The 20,939-nt window shown below is 53.3% G+C and carries 22 protein-coding genes; 6 read left to right on the plus strand and 16 right to left on the minus strand.

The window, feature by feature from the left end; translation table 11 throughout:
- Positions 1-83 precede the first annotated feature (83 nt).
- The 5 genes from WN16_RS01585 to ppiA form a co-directional block, all read right to left on the minus strand.
- On the minus strand, positions 84-1,301 hold the full coding sequence (locus WN16_RS01585; RefSeq protein WP_003847953.1) for an aspartate aminotransferase family protein: 1,218 nt from the start codon (positions 1,299-1,301) through the stop codon (positions 84-86).
- A gap of 85 nt (positions 1,302-1,386) precedes the next feature.
- On the minus strand, positions 1,387-1,950 hold the full coding sequence (gene pabA, locus WN16_RS01590; RefSeq protein ID WP_003847954.1) for an aminodeoxychorismate synthase component 2: 564 nt from the start codon (positions 1,948-1,950) through the stop codon (positions 1,387-1,389).
- Positions 1,951-1,981: 31 nt separating this feature from the next.
- Positions 1,982-2,584, minus strand: coding sequence for a putative adenosine monophosphate-protein transferase Fic (locus tag WN16_RS01595; protein WP_003023599.1), 603 nt, complete (start codon positions 2,582-2,584; stop codon positions 1,982-1,984).
- Positions 2,574-2,741: a YhfG family protein gene (locus WN16_RS01600; protein ID WP_003023597.1), complete on the minus strand. Its 168-nt coding sequence runs from the start codon at positions 2,739-2,741 to the stop codon at positions 2,574-2,576. The genes WN16_RS01595 and WN16_RS01600 overlap by 11 nt, the downstream gene beginning before the upstream one ends.
- A gap of 106 nt (positions 2,742-2,847) precedes the next feature.
- Positions 2,848-3,420 carry a peptidylprolyl isomerase A gene (ppiA, locus tag WN16_RS01605; protein ID WP_003023595.1) on the minus strand — a complete coding sequence of 191 codons (573 nt, stop codon included), beginning with the start codon at positions 3,418-3,420 and terminating at the stop codon, positions 2,848-2,850.
- Between the two features lie 264 nt (positions 3,421-3,684).
- On the opposite strand from ppiA, the gene tsgA reads away from it, so the two are divergent.
- From tsgA to WN16_RS01635, 6 genes are all read left to right on the plus strand, one after another.
- Entirely contained in the window at positions 3,685-4,866 is a 1,182-nt protein-coding gene (gene tsgA, locus WN16_RS01610; RefSeq protein ID WP_003023593.1) for an MFS transporter TsgA, read from the plus strand.
- 306 nt (positions 4,867-5,172) lie between these two features.
- On the plus strand, positions 5,173-7,716 hold the full coding sequence (gene nirB, locus WN16_RS01615; RefSeq protein ID WP_003023592.1) for an NADPH-nitrite reductase large subunit: 2,544 nt from the start codon (positions 5,173-5,175) through the stop codon (positions 7,714-7,716).
- Positions 7,713-8,039, plus strand: coding sequence for a nitrite reductase small subunit NirD (gene nirD, locus WN16_RS01620; protein ID WP_003023590.1), 327 nt, complete (start codon positions 7,713-7,715; stop codon positions 8,037-8,039). The genes nirB and nirD overlap by 4 nt, the downstream gene beginning before the upstream one ends.
- A gap of 186 nt (positions 8,040-8,225) precedes the next feature.
- Positions 8,226-9,035, plus strand: a complete 810-nt coding sequence (gene nirC / locus WN16_RS01625) for a nitrite transporter NirC (RefSeq protein WP_003023587.1) — start codon at positions 8,226-8,228, stop codon at positions 9,033-9,035.
- A 15-nt stretch (positions 9,036-9,050) separates the two neighbouring features.
- Positions 9,051-10,424 (plus strand): siroheme synthase CysG, encoded by a 1,374-nt coding sequence (gene cysG / locus WN16_RS01630; protein ID WP_016151091.1) that lies wholly within the window; start codon positions 9,051-9,053, stop codon positions 10,422-10,424.
- 262 nt (positions 10,425-10,686) lie between these two features.
- Complete coding sequence (locus WN16_RS01635) at positions 10,687-10,857, plus strand: YhfL family protein (protein ID WP_003837939.1); 171 nt, start codon at positions 10,687-10,689, stop codon at positions 10,855-10,857.
- A 67-nt stretch (positions 10,858-10,924) separates the two neighbouring features.
- On the opposite strand, the gene WN16_RS01640 is transcribed toward WN16_RS01635, so the two are convergent.
- The 11 genes from WN16_RS01640 to rpe form a co-directional block, all read right to left on the minus strand.
- A complete protein-coding gene (locus tag WN16_RS01640) occupies positions 10,925-12,019 on the minus strand; it encodes an aminotransferase class I/II-fold pyridoxal phosphate-dependent enzyme (RefSeq protein WP_044701435.1) in 1,095 nt (364 codons plus the stop codon).
- 13 nt (positions 12,020-12,032) lie between these two features.
- Positions 12,033-13,337, minus strand: coding sequence for a YhfT family protein (locus WN16_RS01645; RefSeq protein WP_032950373.1), 1,305 nt, complete (start codon positions 13,335-13,337; stop codon positions 12,033-12,035).
- 11 nt (positions 13,338-13,348) lie between these two features.
- Entirely contained in the window at positions 13,349-13,702 is a 354-nt protein-coding gene (locus tag WN16_RS01650) for a DUF2620 domain-containing protein (RefSeq protein ID WP_003023576.1), read from the minus strand.
- Positions 13,703-13,712: 10 nt separating this feature from the next.
- On the minus strand, positions 13,713-14,591 hold the full coding sequence (locus WN16_RS01655) for a phosphotriesterase-related protein (protein ID WP_044701432.1): 879 nt from the start codon (positions 14,589-14,591) through the stop codon (positions 13,713-13,715).
- Positions 14,588-15,814, minus strand: coding sequence for a phosphopentomutase (locus WN16_RS01660; RefSeq protein ID WP_044701430.1), 1,227 nt, complete (start codon positions 15,812-15,814; stop codon positions 14,588-14,590). The genes WN16_RS01655 and WN16_RS01660 overlap by 4 nt, the downstream gene beginning before the upstream one ends.
- Positions 15,814-16,977 carry a YhfX family PLP-dependent enzyme gene (locus WN16_RS01665; protein ID WP_003023571.1) on the minus strand — a complete coding sequence of 388 codons (1,164 nt, stop codon included), beginning with the start codon at positions 16,975-16,977 and terminating at the stop codon, positions 15,814-15,816. The genes WN16_RS01660 and WN16_RS01665 overlap by 1 nt, the downstream gene beginning before the upstream one ends.
- 83 nt (positions 16,978-17,060) lie before the next feature.
- Positions 17,061-17,423 (minus strand): hypothetical protein, encoded by a 363-nt coding sequence (locus tag WN16_RS01670; RefSeq protein WP_003023568.1) that lies wholly within the window; start codon positions 17,421-17,423, stop codon positions 17,061-17,063.
- Positions 17,424-17,438: 15 nt separating this feature from the next.
- Entirely contained in the window at positions 17,439-18,344 is a 906-nt protein-coding gene (gene yhfZ / locus WN16_RS01675; protein ID WP_044701428.1) for a GntR family transcriptional regulator YhfZ, read from the minus strand.
- Positions 18,345-18,509: 165 nt separating this feature from the next.
- On the minus strand, positions 18,510-19,514 hold the full coding sequence (trpS, locus tag WN16_RS01680) for a tryptophan--tRNA ligase (protein WP_003023564.1): 1,005 nt from the start codon (positions 19,512-19,514) through the stop codon (positions 18,510-18,512).
- Complete coding sequence (gph, locus tag WN16_RS01685) at positions 19,507-20,265, minus strand: phosphoglycolate phosphatase (protein ID WP_003837920.1); 759 nt, start codon at positions 20,263-20,265, stop codon at positions 19,507-19,509. The genes trpS and gph overlap by 8 nt, the downstream gene beginning before the upstream one ends.
- The gene (gene rpe / locus WN16_RS01690; protein WP_003023561.1) at positions 20,258-20,935 is read right to left on the minus strand and encodes a ribulose-phosphate 3-epimerase; all 678 of its coding nucleotides are present in this window, start codon (positions 20,933-20,935) and stop codon (positions 20,258-20,260) included. The genes gph and rpe overlap by 8 nt, the downstream gene beginning before the upstream one ends.
- Positions 20,936-20,939: the final 4 nt, after the last annotated feature.

Below are 20,939 nucleotides of genomic sequence, written 5' to 3' on the forward strand. Positions count from 1 at the left end.
ATGGCGGCGTAAACGCCTTATCCGGCCTACAGAGTAAGGTGTGATTCGTAGGCCGGATAAGCGTAGCGCCATCCGGCAATCCGTCAACCCATCACTTTCGCCACGGCCTGCGCGAAGCGCTGCATCCCTTCATCGATATCAGTCTGCTCCACCACCAGCGATGGCGCGAAACGCATCACGTCCGGTCCGGCGTTCAATACCATCACGCCTTCATTCGCCGCGGCGTACAAGAAATCACGCGCCCGGCCTTTAAATTGCGGCTTCAGTTCGGCGCCAATCAGCAGTCCCATACCGCGAATGTCGCTGAAAATGTCAAACTGCTGGTCAATTTTCTGCAAATGCTGAACAAACGCCTGGCGTTTGGCCTGAATACCTTCCAGCACTTCCGGCGTGTTGATGATATCAAACGCAGCTCCCGCAACCGCGCAGGCCAGCGGGTTACCGCCGTATGTGGAGCCGTGTGAACCCACGTGGAACGCCGAGGCAATCTCCTGGGTGGTCAGCACCGCGCTCACCGGGAAACCGCCACCGAGCGCCTTGGCGCTGGTGAGGATATCCGGCGTCACGCCGTAGTGCATATAGGCAAACAGTGAGCCAGTACGCCCCATCCCGCTCTGTACTTCATCAAATACCAACAGCGCCTGGTGCTGATCACAGAGCTCACGCAAGCCTTGCAGGAATGCCGGCGTTGCCGCAGTAACACCACCCTCGCCCTGAATAGGCTCGATCACCACCGCGCAGGTGTGATCGTCCATCACCGCTTTGACCGCATGCAGATCGTTAAACGGGACATGGATGATATCTGCCGGCTTTGGTCCAAAGCCGTCGGAATATTTCGGCTGCCCGCCGACGGATACGGTAAACAGCGAGCGACCATGAAACGCGTTATGGAAGGCAATGATTTTGGTTTTGAACGGGCTATGACGCACGCAGGCATAGTGGCGCGCCAGCTTAAAGGCGGTTTCGTTAGCTTCGGTACCGGAGTTCATGAACAGTACGCGTTCGGCGAAAGTCGCATCAATGAGTTTACGACCTAAGCGTAACGCCGGTTCGTTGGTGAAAACGTTGCTGGTATGCCACAGGGTTTCACCCTGGGTTTTTAACGCCTCAACCAGCGCAGGATGACAATGCCCTAACGCGGTAACTGCAATGCCGCCCGCGAAATCAACATACTCTTTACCCTGTTGATCCCATACTCGACTCCCTTTCCCTTTTACCGGGATAAACTCAGCCGGTGCATAAATCGGCAGAATCACTTCATCGAATGTCGCGCGTGTAATTGCAGTTTGTTCAGTTGCCATGTCATTACCACCCTGTTAAGCAGAAATGCTAGTGAAATTATAATCACAAAATATGAATAAAAAATCACTGAATAGCAACCACAAATCACCGGTTGAGGAAATTAGCCAGCAGCTGATGCCCCTGTTCGCTGAGAATGCTCTCCGGGTGAAACTGCACCCCTTCCATATCCCACTCCCGGTGGCGAATACCCATGATCTCCTGTGTTTCACTCCAGGCGGTCACCTCAAAGCAGTCAGGAAGGGTTTCGGGAGCGACCACCAGAGAATGGTAGCGCGTTACCGTTAATGGATTGGCGAGCCCCTGAAAAACGCCCTGCCCGTTATGCGTAATCGGCGACGTTTTACCATGCATCACTTTCGCCGCCCGAACCACGGTCGCGCCAAAGGCCTGCGCCATCGCCTGGTGCCCCAGACAAACGCCCAGCAGTGGGATCTTCCCTGCGTAATAGCGAATAACCTCCAGCGAAATACCGGCGTCATCCGGCGTACAGGGTCCCGGGGAAATGACGATTTTTTGCGGGCTCAGCGCGTCAATTTGCGCCAGCGTCAGCTCGTCGTTGCGCCTGACAAGGACATCAGCCCCCAGTTCGCAGAAGTATTGGTACAGGTTCCAGGTGAAAGAATCATAGTTATCGATAAGCAGGATCATGGCGGCTCCGGTACATAAGAACCGCGCTATTCTACTCAGTTTCCGGTGCTTCGCTTACCACTTTACGAAATATCGCCCGCAGTGCAGACAGGTCACCCATCGCCCCGCTCTGATTAGCCTGATTCCACTCCTCAACCGGAATGCCATCCCAGCTCAGCACATACCCTGCATGAATCGCTAACTGTTCGAAGAAAATACGCTGCGCCAGACCGCTACCAATGCGAAACGGATGCAGCACATTGATTTCGCAATAATAGTGCGCAAGACGATCGACAAACTTGTCTTCCGGTAATCCCACCAGCCAGGACTCATCTTCCAGGTCCTGCATCAGTGCATTGCCCTCTTTCTCGATATAGGCGAAATGGCAAAAGCGAGTATCGCCCTGGTAAATATCGACTTCGCGCAGGTGTCCCGCCCAGTCAAAAATATCTCGATACAGCTGGCGATGAATGGCGCACAGGTGCGGTAAGCCTCGTTTAAGCGGCCCCAATTCGATAGTCGCCGCACGCAGCGCCGTCAGTTCATAAGCCGCCTGCGCCAAACGCTGCGCCTGATGAATCCCCAGACGGTTACGCATGACATTCAGGCCCGGATATAAATACGGGTCGCGACCATCACCGAATTTATCGCTCATAGTGCCTCCTCAGCTCTTCAAGACGCGCCAGAGCGTCTTCAGCACTCAGAGTAACCCGTAGAATATCTACGCCTTCCAGCCGTCGGCTGGCCTGGAAATTGGCGTTTCGCCGCTGTTCCCACAGCCTGGACTTTTGTTTATCGGTGAGTTTTTTCACGTGACCTCCCTGAATGAGCCGACACTTGCCACAAGTATAAGCAGCAATTTCGGGTTACGCAGAGAGAGGGGTGAACGCGGGCAAGAACTACCCGCGCTAGATGCGATTACGGCAGAACTTTAGCAGAAAGGATAACAATCGGTTTTGACGGAACATTCTGGTATGGACCGACATCATGGGTCTGTACCTGAGAGATCTTATCCGCAACATCCATACCTTTCACAACTTTTCCGAAGACAGCATAGCCAAAGTCGCGCTGGCCGTGATCGAGGAAAGCGTTGTCTGCAATGTTGATAAAGAACTGGCTGGTCGCGCTGTCTTTATCCGCTGTACGCGCCATAGCAATCGTGCCGCGGGTGTTACGCAGTCCGTTATCGGCTTCATTCTTGATTGGCGGGTTAGGTTTCTTCTGCTGCATCTGCTCGGTAAAACCGCCGCCCTGCACCATGAAGCCAGGGATCACACGGTGGAACGTAGTGTTGTTATAGAAACCGCTGTTGACATAATCGACAAAGTTTTGCACTGAAACCGGGGCTTTCTGACTGTTCAGCTCCAGCTCAATGTTACCAGCAGAGGTTGTCAGCAGAACATGAGGGTCACCTTTTGCTGCCAGTGCTGCGGGAGAGAGAGCAGAAAGAGCGAGAACAGCTGCAACAGCCGCCAGAGTCGATTTGAGCATGAGAATTCCTTAACAAGAGCAGAAATGAAGCAAGTGAATTGATTCTAAAGAGCCTTCAAGGACAAGGCCATCCCTTTACCTAATTTTACGTACTTGAAACAAATGTAACCTTACTGTCGCATGAATCAATGTGATTCAGATCACATACAAAAATGTAATAAACAAAGTCATTACCAATAAATATTTAAATACATCACAAAAGCGCCTAAAATCTGCCCGCTCACGGCGCAGTCAATGCGCCTTACACTTCTATACAGGCCAGTCATGACTAACAGCAACCGCATCAAGCTCACATGGATTAGCTTTCTCTCCTACGCCCTGACAGGTGCGTTGGTAATTGTCACCGGGATGGTGATGGGAAACATCGCAGATTACTTCCATTTGCCCGTTTCCAGTATGAGTAACACCTTCACCTTCCTGAATGCCGGCATTCTGATCTCTATCTTTCTGAATGCATGGCTAATGGAAATCGTGCCCCTGAAAACCCAGTTGCGCTTCGGCTTTATCCTGATGGTACTGGCAGTCGCCGGACTGATGCTCAGCCATAGCCTGGCCTTGTTCTCTGCCGCCATGTTTGTATTGGGTCTTGTGAGCGGTATAACCATGTCGATTGGTACGTTCCTGGTAACTCAAATGTACGAAGGTCGCCAGCGCGGTTCCCGCCTGCTGTTTACTGACTCCTTCTTCAGCATGGCCGGTATGATTTTCCCGATGGTTGCCGCGTTCCTGTTAGCGCGCAGCATCGAATGGTATTGGGTCTATGCTTGCATCGGCCTGGTATACGTCGCTATTTTCCTGCTGACCTTCGGTTGTGAATTTCCGGCACTGGGTAAACACGCTCAGCAGTCAGACGCGCCGGTAGTAAAAGAAAAATGGGGGATTGGCGTGCTGTTTCTGGCGATCGCCGCGCTGTGCTACATCCTCGGTCAATTGGGCTTTATCTCCTGGGTTCCGGAATACGCCAAAAGCCTGGGTATGAGCCTGAACGACGCAGGTAAACTGGTCAGCGACTTCTGGATGTCTTACATGGTTGGCATGTGGGCGTTTAGCTTCATTCTGCGCTTCTTCGATTTGCAACGCATCCTGACCGTACTGGCGGGTCTGGCCACCGTACTGATGTATCTGTTTATCACGGGTACGCCGGAACATATGCCGTGGTTCATTCTGACGCTGGGCTTCTTCTCCAGCGCGATTTATACCACCATCATTACCCTTGGCTCCCAGCAGACGAAGGTCGCCTCACCCAAACTGGTTAACTTCGTTCTGACCTGCGGCACCATTGGTACTATGCTCACCTTCGTGGTAACCGGCCCTATTGTGGCACATAGCGGCCCGCAGGCGGCATTGCAGACGGCTAACGGCTTGTATGCGGTTGTATTCGTAATGTGCTTTATTCTTGGCTTCGTCACGCGTCATCGCCAGCATAACGCGCCAGCAACGCATTAATCTCAGTGCCGGGGGCGCTTCGCTAGCCCGGTCTACACACTGCCGGATGGTATCCACATCATCCGGCATATTTTCGCCTCCTCTCTTCTTTCACTGGTCATGTAGGCCAATTCTTACAAAAACCCCTTAATTTGTACGCTATTTATACAAACACGAAAACTCAAATAATTCCGTCACTTATAAAAATGCTGACAAATCAGCTATATACCTCTTAAGGAGTATATAAGGGCGAATTTGATTTGCATCAATAAGTGCGGTTGCTGAATCGTTAAGGTAGGCAGTAATAGAAAAGAAATCGAGGCAAAAATGAGCAAAGTCAGACTCGCTATTATCGGTAATGGTATGGTCGGCCATCGCTTTATTGAGGATCTTCTTGATAAATCCGACGCTGCCAATTTTGATATTACCGTCTTCTGTGAAGAACCCCGCAAAGCATACGACCGCGTACACCTGTCTTCCTACTTCTCCCACCACACCGCCGAAGAGCTTTCTCTGGTGCGTGAAGGATTCTACGAGAAGCATGGCGTTAAGGTGTTAGTGGGCGAGCGCGCAATTACCATTAACCGCCAGGAGAAAGTAATCCACTCCAGCGCAGGTCGTACGGTTTACTACGATAAGCTAATCATGGCGACGGGCTCTTACCCGTGGATCCCACCGATTAAAGGTTCGGAAACCCAGGACTGCTTCGTTTACCGCACCATCGAAGACCTCAACGCGATTGAGTCTTGCGCGCGCCGTAGCAAACGCGGTGCCGTGGTCGGCGGTGGCCTGCTGGGCCTGGAAGCCGCTGGTGCGCTGAAAAGCCTCGGCGTTGAAACCCACGTGATTGAATTCGCCCCAATGCTGATGGCTGAACAGCTGGATCATATGGGTGGCGAGCAGTTACGTCGCAAAATTGAAAGCATGGGCGTGCGTGTGCACACCAGCAAAAACACCAAAGAGATCGTTCAGGAAGGCACCGAAGCGCGCAAAACCATGCGTTTTGCCGACGGTAGCGAACTGGAAGTCGATTTCATCGTCTTCTCTACCGGTATTCGTCCCCGCGACAAACTGGCCACCCAGTGCGGCCTTGACGTCGCACCACGCGGCGGTATCGTCATTAATGACACCTGCCAGACTTCTGACCCGGACATCTATGCCATCGGCGAATGCGCAAGCTGGAACAACCGCGTGTATGGTCTGGTCGCTCCTGGCTACAAAATGGCGCAGGTTGCCGTTGACCATATTCTCGAAACTGAAAACGCCTTTGAAGGCGCGGACCTGAGCGCCAAGCTGAAGCTGCTCGGCGTTGACGTCGGCGGTATTGGTGACGCGCATGCTCGCACGCCGGGTGCACGTAGCTATGTCTATCTCGACGAAAGCAAAGAAGTCTACAAACGCCTGATCGTTAGCGAAGATAACAAAACCCTGCTCGGCGCGGTTCTGGTTGGCGACACCAGCGATTACGGCAATCTGCTGCAGTTGGTGCTGAACGCCATTGAACTGCCGGAAAATCCAGATTCACTGATTCTGCCAGCACACGCGGGCAGCGGTAAGCCATCTATCGGTGTCGATAAACTGCCGGACAGCGCGCAGATTTGCTCCTGCTTTGACGTCACCAAAGGCATGCTGGTTGCCGCTATCAACAAAGGCTGCCATACCGTTGCGGCGCTGAAAGCGGAAACCAAAGCCGGTACCGGCTGTGGCGGGTGTATCCCGCTGGTAACGCAGGTCCTGAACGCCGAACTGGCGAAACAGGGTATCGAAGTGAATAACAACCTGTGCGAACACTTCCCGTACTCACGTCAGGAACTGTTCCATCTCATCCGTGTAGAAGGCATCAAAACCTTCGAAGAGCTGCTGGCCAAACACGGGAAAGGCTACGGCTGCGAAGTGTGTAAACCTACCGTGGGTTCCCTGCTGGCTTCCTGCTGGAATGAGTACATCCTCAAACCACAGCACACGCCGTTGCAGGACACCAACGACAACTTCCTGGCTAACATCCAGAAAGACGGTACTTACTCCGTGATCCCGCGCTCTGCGGGTGGCGAAATTACCCCTGAAGGCCTGGTGGCCGTGGGCCGTATCGCGCGTGAATTTAACCTGTACACCAAAATTACCGGTTCTCAGCGTATCGGTCTGTTCGGCGCGCAGAAAGATGACCTGCCGGAAATCTGGCGTCAGCTGATTGAAGCCGGTTTTGAAACCGGCCACGCGTATGCCAAAGCGCTGCGTATGGCGAAAACCTGCGTAGGTAGCACCTGGTGTCGTTACGGCGTCGGCGATAGCGTCGGCTTCGGCGTGGAGCTGGAAAATCGCTACAAAGGTATTCGTACCCCGCACAAAATGAAATTCGGCGTCTCCGGTTGTACCCGCGAATGTGCGGAAGCTCAGGGCAAAGACGTAGGTATCATCGCCACTGAGAAAGGCTGGAACCTGTACGTTTGCGGTAACGGCGGGATGAAACCTCGCCATGCAGACCTGCTGGCAGCAGATATCGATCGTGAAACGCTGCTCAAGTATCTTGATCGCTTCATGATGTTCTACATCCGTACCGCCGACAAACTGACCCGTACCGCACCGTGGTTAGACAATCTGGAAGGCGGTATCGAGTATCTGAAGTCCGTCATCATCGACGACAAGCTGGGCCTGAACCAGCATCTTGAAGAAGAGATGGCCCGTCTGCGTGAAGCGGTGGTCTGCGAGTGGACAGAAACCGTTAACACTCCATCCGCGCAGGTTCGCTTCAAACACTTTATCAACAGCGATAAACGCGATCCGAATGTCCAGGTTGTGCCTGAACGTGAACAACATCGTCCGGCCACGCCTTATGAGCGTATCCCGGTGACTCTGGTGGAGGAAAACGCATGAGCCAGTGGAAAAACATCTGCAAAATCGATGACATTCTGCCTGCAACAGGCGTCTGCGCCCTGTTAGGTAACGAGCAGGTTGCAATTTTCCGCCCGTATCACAGCGACCAGGTGTTTGCGATCAGCAACATCGACCCGTTCTTTGAGTCCAGTGTGCTTTCTCGTGGGCTTATTGCTGAACATCAGGGCGAATTGTGGGTTGCCAGCCCGCTGAAAAAACAGCGTTTTCGTTTAAGCGACGGACTGTGCATGGAAGACGAACAGTTCTCCGTGAAACATTACGAAGCGCGAGTGAAAGACGGCACGGTGCAACTGCGCGGTTAATAAATTTTTGGGAGGCGCAACGCCTCCCCTTTTTTGACGTATTTGTAGGTCTTTTATTGGTAGGCCTGATAAGCGTAGCGCCATCAGGCAATTGCAAAAGCACATTGCCGGATGGCGGCATAAATGCCTTATTCGGCCTACGGTTACGATTTCTTTTTATTTTTGTACTTCAAGGATAATCAACACATGTTCACAGACACTATCAATAAGTGTGCGGCTAACGCTGCGCGCATCGCACGCCTGTCGGCAAATAACCCGCTCGGGTTCTGGGTCAGTTCGGCAATGGCAGGGGCCTACGTTGGCCTCGGCATCATCCTTATTTTTACCCTCGGTAACCTGCTCGACCCGTCCGTACGTCCGCTGGTGATGGGTGCAACCTTTGGTATCGCCTTAACGCTGGTTATTATTGCCGGTTCAGAACTGTTTACCGGTCACACCATGTTCCTGACGCTCGGCGTCAAAGCGGGCACCATCAGCCACGGCCAAATGTGGGCTATCCTGCCGCAAACCTGGCTGGGAAATCTGGTCGGATCCGTGTTTGTCGCCCTGCTTTATAGCTGGGGAGGCGGCAGTCTGCTGCCGGTCGATACCAGCATCGTCCATTCGGTCGCGCTGGCGAAAACCACCGCGCCTGCAACGGTGCTGTTCTTTAAAGGCGCACTGTGTAACTGGTTGGTTTGTCTGGCAATATGGATGGCAATCCGTACCGAAGGCGCGGCAAAATTCCTCGCTATCTGGTGGTGTCTGCTGGCGTTTATCGCTTCCGGCTACGAGCACTCGGTGGCCAACATGACGCTGTTTGCCCTCTCCTGGTTCGGTCATCACAGCGAAGCTTATACCCTGTCAGGAATTGGTCATAACCTGCTGTGGGTGACACTCGGTAATACTTTGTCCGGTGTCGTATTCATGGGATTAGGTTATTGGTATGCTACGCCAAAATCGGAGCGTCCGGCTCCGGCAAAAATCAACCAGCCAGAGGCGGCTGCTAATAATTAATTAAGGGGTAATGTCGTGGACCATTTGCCTATATTTTGTCAACTACGTGACCGCGACTGCTTGATCGTCGGCGGTGGTGATGTCGCAGAACGCAAAGCGCGGTTACTGCTGGAAGCGGGCGCCCGTTTAACGGTTAATGCACTGGCGTTTATTCCGCAGTTCAAAGTATGGGCAGATGAAGGCATGCTGACGCTGGTTGAGGGACCGTTCGATGAGTCCCTGCTCAACACCTGCTGGCTGGCTATTGCCGCCACCGATGACGATGCCGTCAACCAAAGCGTCAGCACCGCCGCGGAGTCACGTCGTATCTTCTGCAACGTGGTCGACGCGCCAAAAGCAGCCAGTTTTATCATGCCCTCTATTATCGACCGCTCGCCGCTGATGGTGGCGGTCTCCTCCGGCGGGACATCGCCGGTGCTTGCCCGTCTGCTGCGTGAAAGGCTTGAATCCGTACTGCCTCAGCATTTGGGCCAGGTCGCACAATATGCCGGCAAGTTGCGCTCTCGGGTGAAGAAACAGTTTGCCAGCATGGGTGAACGTCGCCGCTTCTGGGAAAAATTGTTCGTGAATGACCGCCTGGCGCAGTCGCTGGCGAACAATGACCTGAAAGCCGTCGAGGAAACCACCGAGCAAATGCTCAGCGAACCGCTGGATCACCGTGGTGAAGTGGTACTGGTTGGCGCCGGTCCTGGCGATGCCGGCCTGCTGACGCTGAAAGGGCTACAGCAGATCCAGCAAGCGGATGTCGTGGTCTATGACCGCCTGGTTTCCGACGACATCATGAACCTTGTACGCCGCGATGCAGACCGAGTGTTCGTCGGCAAACGTGCGGGCTATCACTGCGTACCGCAGGAAGAGATCAATCAGATCCTGCTGCGTGAAGCACAACAGGGCAAGCGCGTGGTACGACTGAAAGGTGGCGACCCGTTCATCTTTGGCCGTGGTGGCGAAGAGCTGGAAACGCTGTGCCATGCCGGTATTCCATTCTCTGTAGTGCCTGGTATTACCGCAGCCTCTGGTTGTTCTGCCTATTCCGGCATTCCACTGACCCATCGTGATTACGCTCAGAGCGTGCGTCTGGTTACCGGACACCTGAAAACCGGCGGTGAGCTGGACTGGGAAAACCTGGCGGCCGAGAAACAGACGCTGGTGTTCTACATGGGACTGAATCAGGCAGCCACCATCCAGGAAAAACTGATTGAGTTTGGCATGCAGCCTGATATGACCGTCGCGCTGGTAGAAAACGGGACTTCCGTGAAGCAACGCGTCGTCAACGGGGTTCTGACGCAGCTCGGCGAGCTGGCACAGCAGGTTGAAAGTCCGGCGCTGATTATCGTCGGTCGCGTGGTTGGACTACGCGATAAGCTGAACTGGTTCTCGAATCATTAATTGAATGCTAATAAATGCCCTGATATTCAGGGCATTTATTTATGATTCACAAAAGTTAATATTTAATCTAAATAAAATATCATTCATCAATTTATTAATAATAGATACATTTCATAGCATTTTAATTCATTAAAAATATAATTTACCCTAACATTATCACGTCCTTATTCGGACTATTTAAAATCTTCCTTAGTTGATATCTTAACCGCCGAGAAATGGATTTCATCCATTTAAAAAATAGATATCTTACAAGGATTTTATCATGTTTAAATTTGCAAAAATCACCATCGTGGCAGGTGTGCTGGCTACGCTGACCGCATGTACTGGTCATATTGAAAACACAAAAAACAACTGTAGCTACGATTATTTATTCCATCCAGCAATTTCAATTTCTAAAATTATTGGTGGCTGCGGCCCGGCTGCAAATCAATAATATACGCGATTGCGCAGATACAAAAAAACCGGGAATTTCCCGGTTTTTGCATTTATAGATTAGCTACTCATTCACACATCATCGCGCTCACGCTCTCGCGCAAAATACGCAGCACCGTTTCTTCTCCACTTCGGTTAGGATTAATGCGAATCGCATAATCACCCAGCAACGGATTAGCTTCGCGAAACGTCCCCGAAAGGCGATAGAACAGCGGTGGGATTTCATATTTCGACTCCGCTCCTACCGGATACGGTAGCGCACCTCTCTCTTGCGCCGCTTTCAGCACACGGGCGGCAATCGGCTGGTGAAACTCCACGATCAGCACCTTCGACTGGGCATTAGCAATAACCGCTTTTTTCACCTCAGGTATCGCTCCACTATCGAGCAGATTCAGCAGACGCTCAGAAACGCCAGCCTGCACCGCATGCATCACCGGAGCGAAAACCAGACCGCGAAGTACCTCGAGCGCCTGCGCTCCCTGGATCTGGCTGCCGCCGGAATAGAGGGTGCTACGAATTTTAGCGATGACCTCTGCCTTGCCGACAACCGCCCCTACGCCTTCCGGGCCGAAGAGCTTAAAGCAGGAAAAGGTGGACAGCGTCGCCCCACACTCGCAGCCGATACCCTCTACTTTCATCACCGCGTAGTTATCATCGGTTAATGTCGGTACGCCGCATTGTGTTATTTCCGCCAACACATCCGCTAAAACGTAATGGTCCTGCGGTTGCTGCCGCGTATGCTGTACCAACGCGGCATCAGGGCGATACTGCGTAATAGCCCGCATGATTGCCGAGGGGCTGTTGAAATCAGCCCTGACCAGGGTGATGCCCATCTGCTCGATGATCACCAGTGTTGTAGGATACACAGGTGCGTCGTGTACCAGCAGCCGCTGCCCGGGTTTGAGCAGTGCGGCCAGCCCGGCGCGAATAGCCCCGGTGCCAGCACCCTGAACCAGCACGGCGGCTTCAGCATGAAACGCCTCGGCCAGCACCTTTTCCACACGCTGCGTGACCCGGGGCTGATTCAGCCCCGGGGCCAGCCCCAAATCGCCACCGGCCAGAAAGTCAGCGCCAGGAAAGTGACGGCAGAGCGTATCCACCAGCGCAAACTGCTTTTGTTGTGCTTGCGCGAGCGTAAGACTTTGCAGAGGGAACGTCTTCATGTTTTACGCCTCCTCAGGCCGGAACAAACAGACCAAACCAGTAGAGAATATTCAGCACAATACCCGTAATCATCACCGCCACGACCGGGGCCGCCATCTTCTGCACCGGACGCCCTATCGATTCGTTAAGGAAGTAAATCGCTACCGCAATCGAGAAGCCGGTGTAGCCCGCCATCTTGATGGCGGCAAAAATCGAGCCTATCAGCAGCGCCATTTCCATCAGCATATTCATCGCATTACGAATATTGTCCGATGCGTTACGCACTGACGGATAACGCCCCAGCCATTTGCCAATTGAGCGCAGCAGCAGCACTTCCGCGGAAATCACGATAGCGCCAAGGATTGCCGCTATCCACGGGTTCGGAGCCAGATAACCAACGGAATAAACAAAGGTGAAGCCCGCTACCGCGTATACACCGGTTGCCAGCGCGGTGGTGGCAATCAACGGCACAAAACCCAACCCACGCATAAATTCCGCCAGCGCCGCCTGGTTAACCAGCGTCTGCGATTGCTCAGGCGTAATCCCCGCTGAATAGGCTTTTTCCAGCGTAAAAATTGAGACCTCGCTACCAGCAAAAATTTTCATACTGGCAACGGCGGCAATCAGCGCGCCAACGATGGCAATATACGGCAGGTTTTTAATAATCCGTGAGGTTCGTTCTTCAAAGACAGATAACCCGCTGGCATCCATCTCTTCATCGCCACGATGGCGAATATCATGCGTAATGGCGATCGCCAGCAGCATCATCATCCCCACAAAAATCTCAATTGATTCCGGGTTCAGATGCGGGAAGTAACGCACCACCACCACGCGGGTCATCAGTACCACCACCGCCGCGATAATGCTGTGTTTCCAGCCAAACTGGTAGAAAATCGCCACCAGCGGGAAGAGTGCGAATGCAGAAACCACCGGCGAACTTAATTCACCCAAGCTACCCAGCACATCCACCGGCAGCGCCGTGAGCAGATGGTTCACCGGCAGCAGGCAGGTCAGAATCAATACGCCCCAGATAGCGCCCAGACCGAACGCCAGCAGGCTGTTCATTGCCAGCACGCCGAGAATATCCGTCGGCAGGAACAGCAGCCAGGCGTTGAGCAAGCCGGTTTTCAGGGTAAAGGAGATCCCCACCGACGCGACAAAGCCGATACTCAGACCAAACGCGATACTTCCCGCCTCCCGGCGGTTCATGTACCCCTCGATCAGCTGCGGCAGGATCGGGCGGATGCCGTCATGAAAGACGGCCGCCGAGCGGTGTGCCAGAAGTGACGTCATGCCGGTCAGGCAGGCCACCACCACAATCTGAATATACAGATCCATAGTCATGCCTTTTATTTCAGGTGGTTAACCAGCATCGGAATCGCATGTTCAACATGTTCGACGGAGAGACCAAACGCCACTTTCCCTTCCGCAACCATTTTTGCGATATGTTCGTCTTTCGCCTTAATACCCGGCTTGGCGATAGTGCAGCTTTTGTTGTAGCCAATCACCGCGATGGCAATCGACAGTGCTGCACCCGCGCCGGTGTTACAAGCGCCGATGTAGTAATCCAGTTGTCCGGATTTCACCTTCATCGCCGCTTCCATATCGTTATGAATGGAGACTTCAAAGCAGCCCGGTGCTGCGGTTTCGATGGTTTTTTTAATCTGCTCACGCTGTAAGCCAGCAACGCCAATCTTTTTCATGATTCTGTCCTTATTGGAAAAATTTTGAGGGGTTATCACGTAACATCATGTCCACATCGGCCTGACTGAATCCTGACTGGCGCAGCTGTGGGATAAAGGTGGTTAACAGATAGTCGTAGCCATTGCCGCCATTGGCTTTTAAATGCGAGCGGCGGGTAATGTCCATAGAGAGCATGACGTGGCTAAGCAGTCCGCGATCGCGTATCGCGTGCAGCATGGCGATGCGTTTCTCGTCCGGGTAATAGTTGTTTTTTCCGATGGTATCGAATTGCACATACGCGCCGAGCTCGATCATGCGTAAAATATTGTCGAGATTATCTTTCAGGTCGCAGTGACCCACGGTTACGCGGGAAAGGTCGACGCCGTGCGCCTGTAGCAACACCAGTTGTTCCACTCCCATCGTGCTAAAAGAGGTATGGGTTGAGATGGGGCGTCCGGTTTCGATGTGTGCCCGCGCCGCGGCGATAAACACCTTCTCTTCAAGCGGCGTAATCACGCCTTCACTAGAGCCGATTTCCGCGATAATTCCGGCCTTCAATTCAGTACCATCAATACCGATGACTATCTCATCAACCATCTCCTGCGCGAGCTGTTCCACGCTTCGGGCCGCAACATGTTCAGGGAAGAACGCATCCTGGTAATAGCCTGTGCAGGCCACGACGTTAATTCCGGTATCGCGCATCAGGTCGAGCATGAATTGCGGATTACGTCCCATATAGCGGTTGGTCATCTCAATAATGTTGCTGACGCCTAACGCCCGGAGATCCTTCATTTCCTGACAAATGAGATCGTACTGATCTAACCGGCAGTCGAGGTTATTCTTAAATCCGGAGAGATCGATATGCAGATGTTCGTGGACCCAGGTGTAGCCCGTCGGATCAAAGTTCATAAGGTGTCTCCTGTAAGGCGCAATGCCGAGAGAAAAGAACAGCCGTTTTGTGGCGCCGCCGCGCCGAAAAATTCACACACCGTAGCGCCAACATCGGATAACGTCGCCCGGATACCTAATTGCGCAGGCTCCAGCCCCTGTTGATACACCAATACCGGCACAACTTCCCGGGTATGGTGGCTGTGCCCTATGGTCGGATCGTTGCCGTGATCGGCCATGACCACCAGACAGTCATTTGGCTCCATAGCGGTCAGAAGGCGTGAAAGATTAAGATCAACAAGCTGCAGCCGTTCGGCATAACGTGCGACGTCTTCAGCGTGTCCGGCGAGATCGGTTTCCTGAATGTTGGTACAGATAAATACCGTCGACTCCGCGTTAAATTCGTTAAGCGTGATATCCATAATCTGCTGGCTATCTACCAGGTTTTGCCAGCTGCGCCCGTGCGGATTGCCAACGATGTCCGCCACTTTACCGACCAGCACGGTAGGGATTCCGGCGTCATGCAGTTTTTGCGGTACCTGTACCTGCTCATCTACGCCATAGCCCATATGCCTGACCTGAAAACCGCTTTCATACGCGCCGGAGCGTGGGGCATTAATGCCGACAAAGCGCCCTTCCATCGTTTCGGCGGCATCCAGAATGCGCTGGCTGTTCGCAAGCTGACCGCCAAAGGTGATGACGCGCCCGACCTGAACCTGTTCACGCACTACGCGGCCAATCTTTAGCACCTCATCAAACGCAATGGCGGACAGGTTGGCAGTGACGTTGTAGACCTGACCTAAATCCGCTTCGAGGTTATCGCCCACTGCAACCGCATCGTTGACCCACAGAAACGCCAGCTCGCCACCGCGACGTTCCACCTGCCAGCCCGCGACTTTCAGCGCTTGCTCAACGCGATCAATGACGTCGCTAAATGGCATCCGCAGCGGTGCCTGAGGCCGCGTGCCTAAAATTTCCTGATGGCCCATAAAGGTATCTCCCCCTTCATGCTGCAGCTCCGCAACGCCCCAGACTGCCGATTCCGAAGGTTTCATCACGCCCGGCGCAAAGCCCAGAGCGTTAATCAGCCCCAACTTCTCAAGCGTTGGCAGCCGTAACTGCGGGAGTTCGCCCAGAATATGACCACAGGTATTCGCTCCGGCATCCTGCGGCCTGACCCGCGTGACGTCTTTCATTGCGCCAACGCCAAAACTGTCGATTACCAACACCACGAATCGGGCCATTAGTCCTCCAGAATATTGCCGAGACTGTCGTATCGCGCGACGATTTCAGCTACGCCGCGCTGAATGCCCGACACCAGCACCACGTCGCTACGCGTCACGAAGATCTGGGTGCGAAAACAGAAAATCACCGCGCTGCTCACCGGAAACTCACCGGCCACAGGCAGGTAGTAGTCAATGCTGCTGTCGTCCACGGGTTTTAGCTTCGCTGCGATCGGCGCGTCATTTTCTGGCGTAAAGACCAGCGCATTTTGCGCATGGCCGCGACGATAATAGCCCCCGCCGTAGCAATAACTGTCACCTCGAAAATTGTGCGATATCTCGCTCAACCACAGCATCGCAATGCGTTCCGGCTGGTCGCCTTTTTGATTGGAAGGAATGGTGCCGGTCAACGCATGACCCGGCTCCGCATGGGTGACACCATATTCCGCCAGCAAAGGGAGTGACGAACAGCTACTGGCTGACGGCGCATTAAGCTGCTCAATGGCAATCCCGGCCTCAACCAACTGACGTCGGGCATTTACCAGCGTATGCAGATTAGGCGTCGGCATCGTCTGCGCGGAGTTTTCATCCCATAACAGGCAGGGGAAATGGGTGAGGCCGCTCAGGCGCAGGCCCGGCAGTCTGCGGATTTCATTGACCACATCCGTCAGATACATCAGCGGAAATCCGCTTTCCTGCCCCGGGTAGAGAAAATCATCTTTGTCGTACACCTTCAGCATCACGTTCTGTTCACAGCCGGCCTTCACCGCAGCAGCGGAAACTTCGCGCGCTTTCTCCAGTGAGAACAATGTGATGACTTCAGTACCTTGCGCTACAGCTTCATTGACCAGCCGCGACGGGATCTGCACCAGATGTCCCTGATGCGCAACCGGCAACCCGGCACGGCGCATGACGCGACTCTCCTTGTAATCGACAACCACGATGCCTTCATAGCCAAGCTGCAACAGTTTCTCCGCCAGCCACGGGTTACGTCCAACCTGTTTGGTCATCAGATACAGCGAGATACCATGTTGCCCCGCGACATCCAGCAGACGTTTGCCATTCTCAATGACCTGGTCAACATCAATGACCCAACTATCAGGGGCGATCTTTCCCTGCTGCCATAACGCGATAGCGGCGGAGATTAGCGCAGGGTTCTGGCGTTTCAATGCGTCTATAAACATTTCTCGGCCTCGTTTCTAATCCTTCAGTTAAATATTCATTTTTTTGAATATTTAAGATGCAATAAGCTCATTTCCCAGTGATTTCAGACACCTTCGTTCGCCGCCATCCACAATCCATACAAGTTCGCCAACATATAGCCTTCTTCATTCGCGTGCAGCGCCACCGTAAACTCTTTCATCAGCGCCTGATGTACCAGCAAAATAGTTGGCCAGAGATGAGATTGCGCCAACTCCTCCAGCAACTCACCATCCAGCGCTTCAATCACTTCGCCCTGGCGACTGCGCATTAACGCACTCGCCATATGGGTCATCGCCATGGTTCCTTGCTCGCTGTGAATCGGCAAACGCCACTCTTCATCCAACCGCCTGACCACTTGCAGCATGCCGCTACAAATATCCTTGTCGATAACGCCTGCTTCACACAGCAGGTTAAGCCTGTTTTCCATGTCGTTTGCCTTCACTTAATAACTGGGTTCCTGTTCACCGTTCGCCACACGTTGTTGGTGGGCAAGCAGCGCCTCTTTGTTAACAACGGCGCGCAGTAGCTGCTGCATCGCATAATCCTCTGCGCGGGTAAGTACCACGGCCTCCGTGGCCTGCAGAAATCGCGGATCGTTGGTGAGCGGCGTGGCTTCTAACCCCAGTACCGCCAGCTCGGCCTCGGCAACCACGTTCCAGATAACCGCATCCACATCCCCTTTCGCGATGCGCTGCAAGCTTTCGTGATAAGGCATATCGATCAATTCAACGTCACGGTTGCCAAAACAGGCCTCGGTCATGATTTTCTGATCCGCCGAACGGTTATCGAGCCCGACACGTTTTACATCTGCAGATTCGCCCTTGCGACAAATTAGCTGATGCTCGCCAACGTAGGTATGCGGTCCCAGCGCCAACGTGATACGCAGCCCGTCCTGAGCAAGGTAACTTTCCGCCGCCAGACGAGAAACCACCGCCATGTCGTAGACGCCGTTTAGCAGGCATTCCACGCGAATATCAGCCCCACGCATGTGTGCGTAATAAAACGGGATCCCATCGAACTGCGCTTTCAGCCCACTCGCCAGTCCTTCATATAAACGGGTGTAAGGCAGCGGCATCGCACAGACCACGTTATTAATATCCACATGCTTTAGCAGCGTACGGTTATCCATATCCACCAGATAGCTACCGTTACGCCCACGACGCTCAATACGGATTGCCCCAGAGGATTCCAGCGTTTTCAACGCAGCCTGAGTTAACCCTACCGATGAGTGACACTCGGCTGCCAGTTCATCAATAGTTTTCAATCTGTTACCGCACTTCTCACCGAGCAGATAACGGGCCAGGGTTGTCAGCACAACCCCCTCTTTCTTGATAAATGTCCGACGCATTTTATATTTTCAGTAAATTGAATATTTATATCTTCATTAAAGTGAAGATATAACGCAATGAGGAAATATGCAAACGGCGAGGCGCTTCACATTTTTTGAGGTTCACAAACCAACAGGCGAAAAAAAACCGGGCCTAACCCGGTTTCTTCAACAACACAGAGCGCATTACGGCTTGGCGACAAAACCAATCGCTTCGTAAACGGCTTTCAGCGTAACGGACGCACGTGCGCTGGCTTTTTCCGCACCGTCTTTCATCACTTTCTGCAGGAAAGCTTCATCGTTACGGAAACGGTGATAACGCTCCTGAAGCTCGGTCAGCATACCGGAAACGGCCTCTGCGACTTCACCTTTCAGATGACCATACATTTTGCCTTCGAAGTGCTGTTCCAGCTCCGGAATGCTCTGGCCGGTAACCGCAGAGAGGATATCCAGCAGGTTGGAAACGCCCGCTTTGTTCTGCACGTCGTAGCGTACAACAGGCGGCTCTTCAGAGTCGGTCATCGCGCGTTTGATTTTCTTAACCACAGATTTCGGATCTTCCAGCAGACCGATCACGTTGTTGCGGTTGTCATCCGACTTGGACATTTTCTTCGTCGGCTCCAGCAGCGACATCACGCGCGCGCCGGATTTAGGAATGAACGGCTCAGGCACTTTGAAGATCTCGCCATACAGGGCGTTGAAGCGCTGGGCGATATCGCGGCTCAGTTCCAGATGCTGTTTCTGATCTTCGCCAACCGGTACCTGGTTGGTCTGATACAGCAGAATGTCTGCCGCCATCAGTACCGGATAATCAAACAGACCGGCGTTGATGTTCTCCGCATAGCGTGCGGATTTATCTTTGAACTGGGTCATACGGCTCAGCTCGCCGAAGTAGGTGTAGCAGTTCAGTGCCCAACCTAACTGTGCATGCTCCGGTACGTGAGACTGCACGAAAATTGTACTTTTTTCAGGATCGATACCGCATGCCAGGTACAGCGCCAGCGTATCGAGCGTTGCTTTACGCAGCTGCTGCGCATCCTGACGAACGGTGATGGCATGTTGGTCAACGATGCAGTAGATGCAATGGTAGTCATCCTGCATGCTCACCCACTGACGCAGCGCACCCATATAGTTGCCAATGGTCAATTCACCTGAGGGCTGTGCGCCACTAAAAACGATGGGCTTAGTCATTTTTTGATTCCTGATTTTCGCTATGCGGAAGCCCGAGAGCGGGCAGTAGTTCATTAATACGGTCGTAAATAACGTCGGGCTGGCTCAGCGCGATCGACTCACCGTAGTTGTAGCCATAGGTCAGGCCAACGGACGGACAGCCAGCAGCTTTTGCCGCCTGAATATCATTGCGTGAATCCCCTACGAAGAGCATTTGCTCAGGCTTGATGCCAAGCTTGCTTGCCACCAGCAGCAGCGGATCCGGATGCGGTTTTTTATTCTGCACGTCGTCACCACCGATGACCACGCTAAAGTATTTGGCGATATCTAATGCTTCGAGTAATGGCGCGACAAACGGGGTCGGTTTGTTGGTCACCAGACCCAGCGGCAATCCTTTCGCATGCAGCGCGCCCAGCGTGTCGGCAACATCAGGGAACAGGAATGTCCCCTCTTCTGCGACATCACCGTAGTATCTGTCGAACAGCTTACGCAAAATACGTACCTGTTCCTCAGCGGGAATATCATCATCAACGGGCGGTTTACCCATCGTTTTACGTAATGTCGCGCGCTCCTGACGAGACCACGCCAGCGCGCGCTCCATCAGTACATCTGCACCGTTACCAATCCAGGTGATAACGCGTTCTTCTCCGGCAACCGGCAATTCCAGCGCATACAGCGCCATATCCACCGCTGCGGCTAATCCCGGCGCGCTGTCGACCAGCGTGCCGTCGAGGTCAAATGCAGCGCCCCGAATATCCTGAAACTTATCCATGACTTACCTTCGCCAGTTCATTGCGCATTTCATCAATGACTTTTTTGTAGTCTGGTTGGTCGAAAATCGCGGAGCCTGCGACAAACATATCTGCGCCTGCCGCGGCAATTTCGCCAATGTTGTTCACTTTGACACCGCCGTCCACTTCGAGGCGGATATCGTAGCCAGATTCATCAATGCGACGACGCACTTCGCGCAGTTTATCCAGCGTTTGTGGGATGAAGGACTGCCCGCCAAAGCCTGGGTTAACGGACATCAGCAGGATCACATCAAGCTTATCCATGACGTAGTCCAGATAGCTCAGCGGCGTTGCCGGGTTGAACACCAGGCCCGCTTTACAGCCATGCTCTTTGATCAGCTGTAAAGTGCGATCGACATGCTCGGAGGCTTCCGGGTGAAAAGTAATGATGCTGGCACCGGCGGCGGCGAAGTCCGGAACAATACGATCGACCGGTTTCACCATCAGGTGAACATCAATCGGGGCAGTGATGCCATATTTACGCAGCGATTTCAGTACCATCGGTCCGATGGTCAAGTTCGGTACGTAGTGATTGTCCATGACGTCGAAGTGCACAACGTCGGCACCAGCAGTCAGTGCTCTCGCGGTGTCCTCACCCAGGCGGGCAAAATCAGCCGACAGAATTGAGGGGGCGATCAAATACTGTTTCATCCGC

Source organism: Citrobacter sp. ABFQG, assembly GCF_004322975.1.
Lineage (GTDB): Bacteria > Pseudomonadota > Gammaproteobacteria > Enterobacterales > Enterobacteriaceae > Citrobacter > Citrobacter freundii.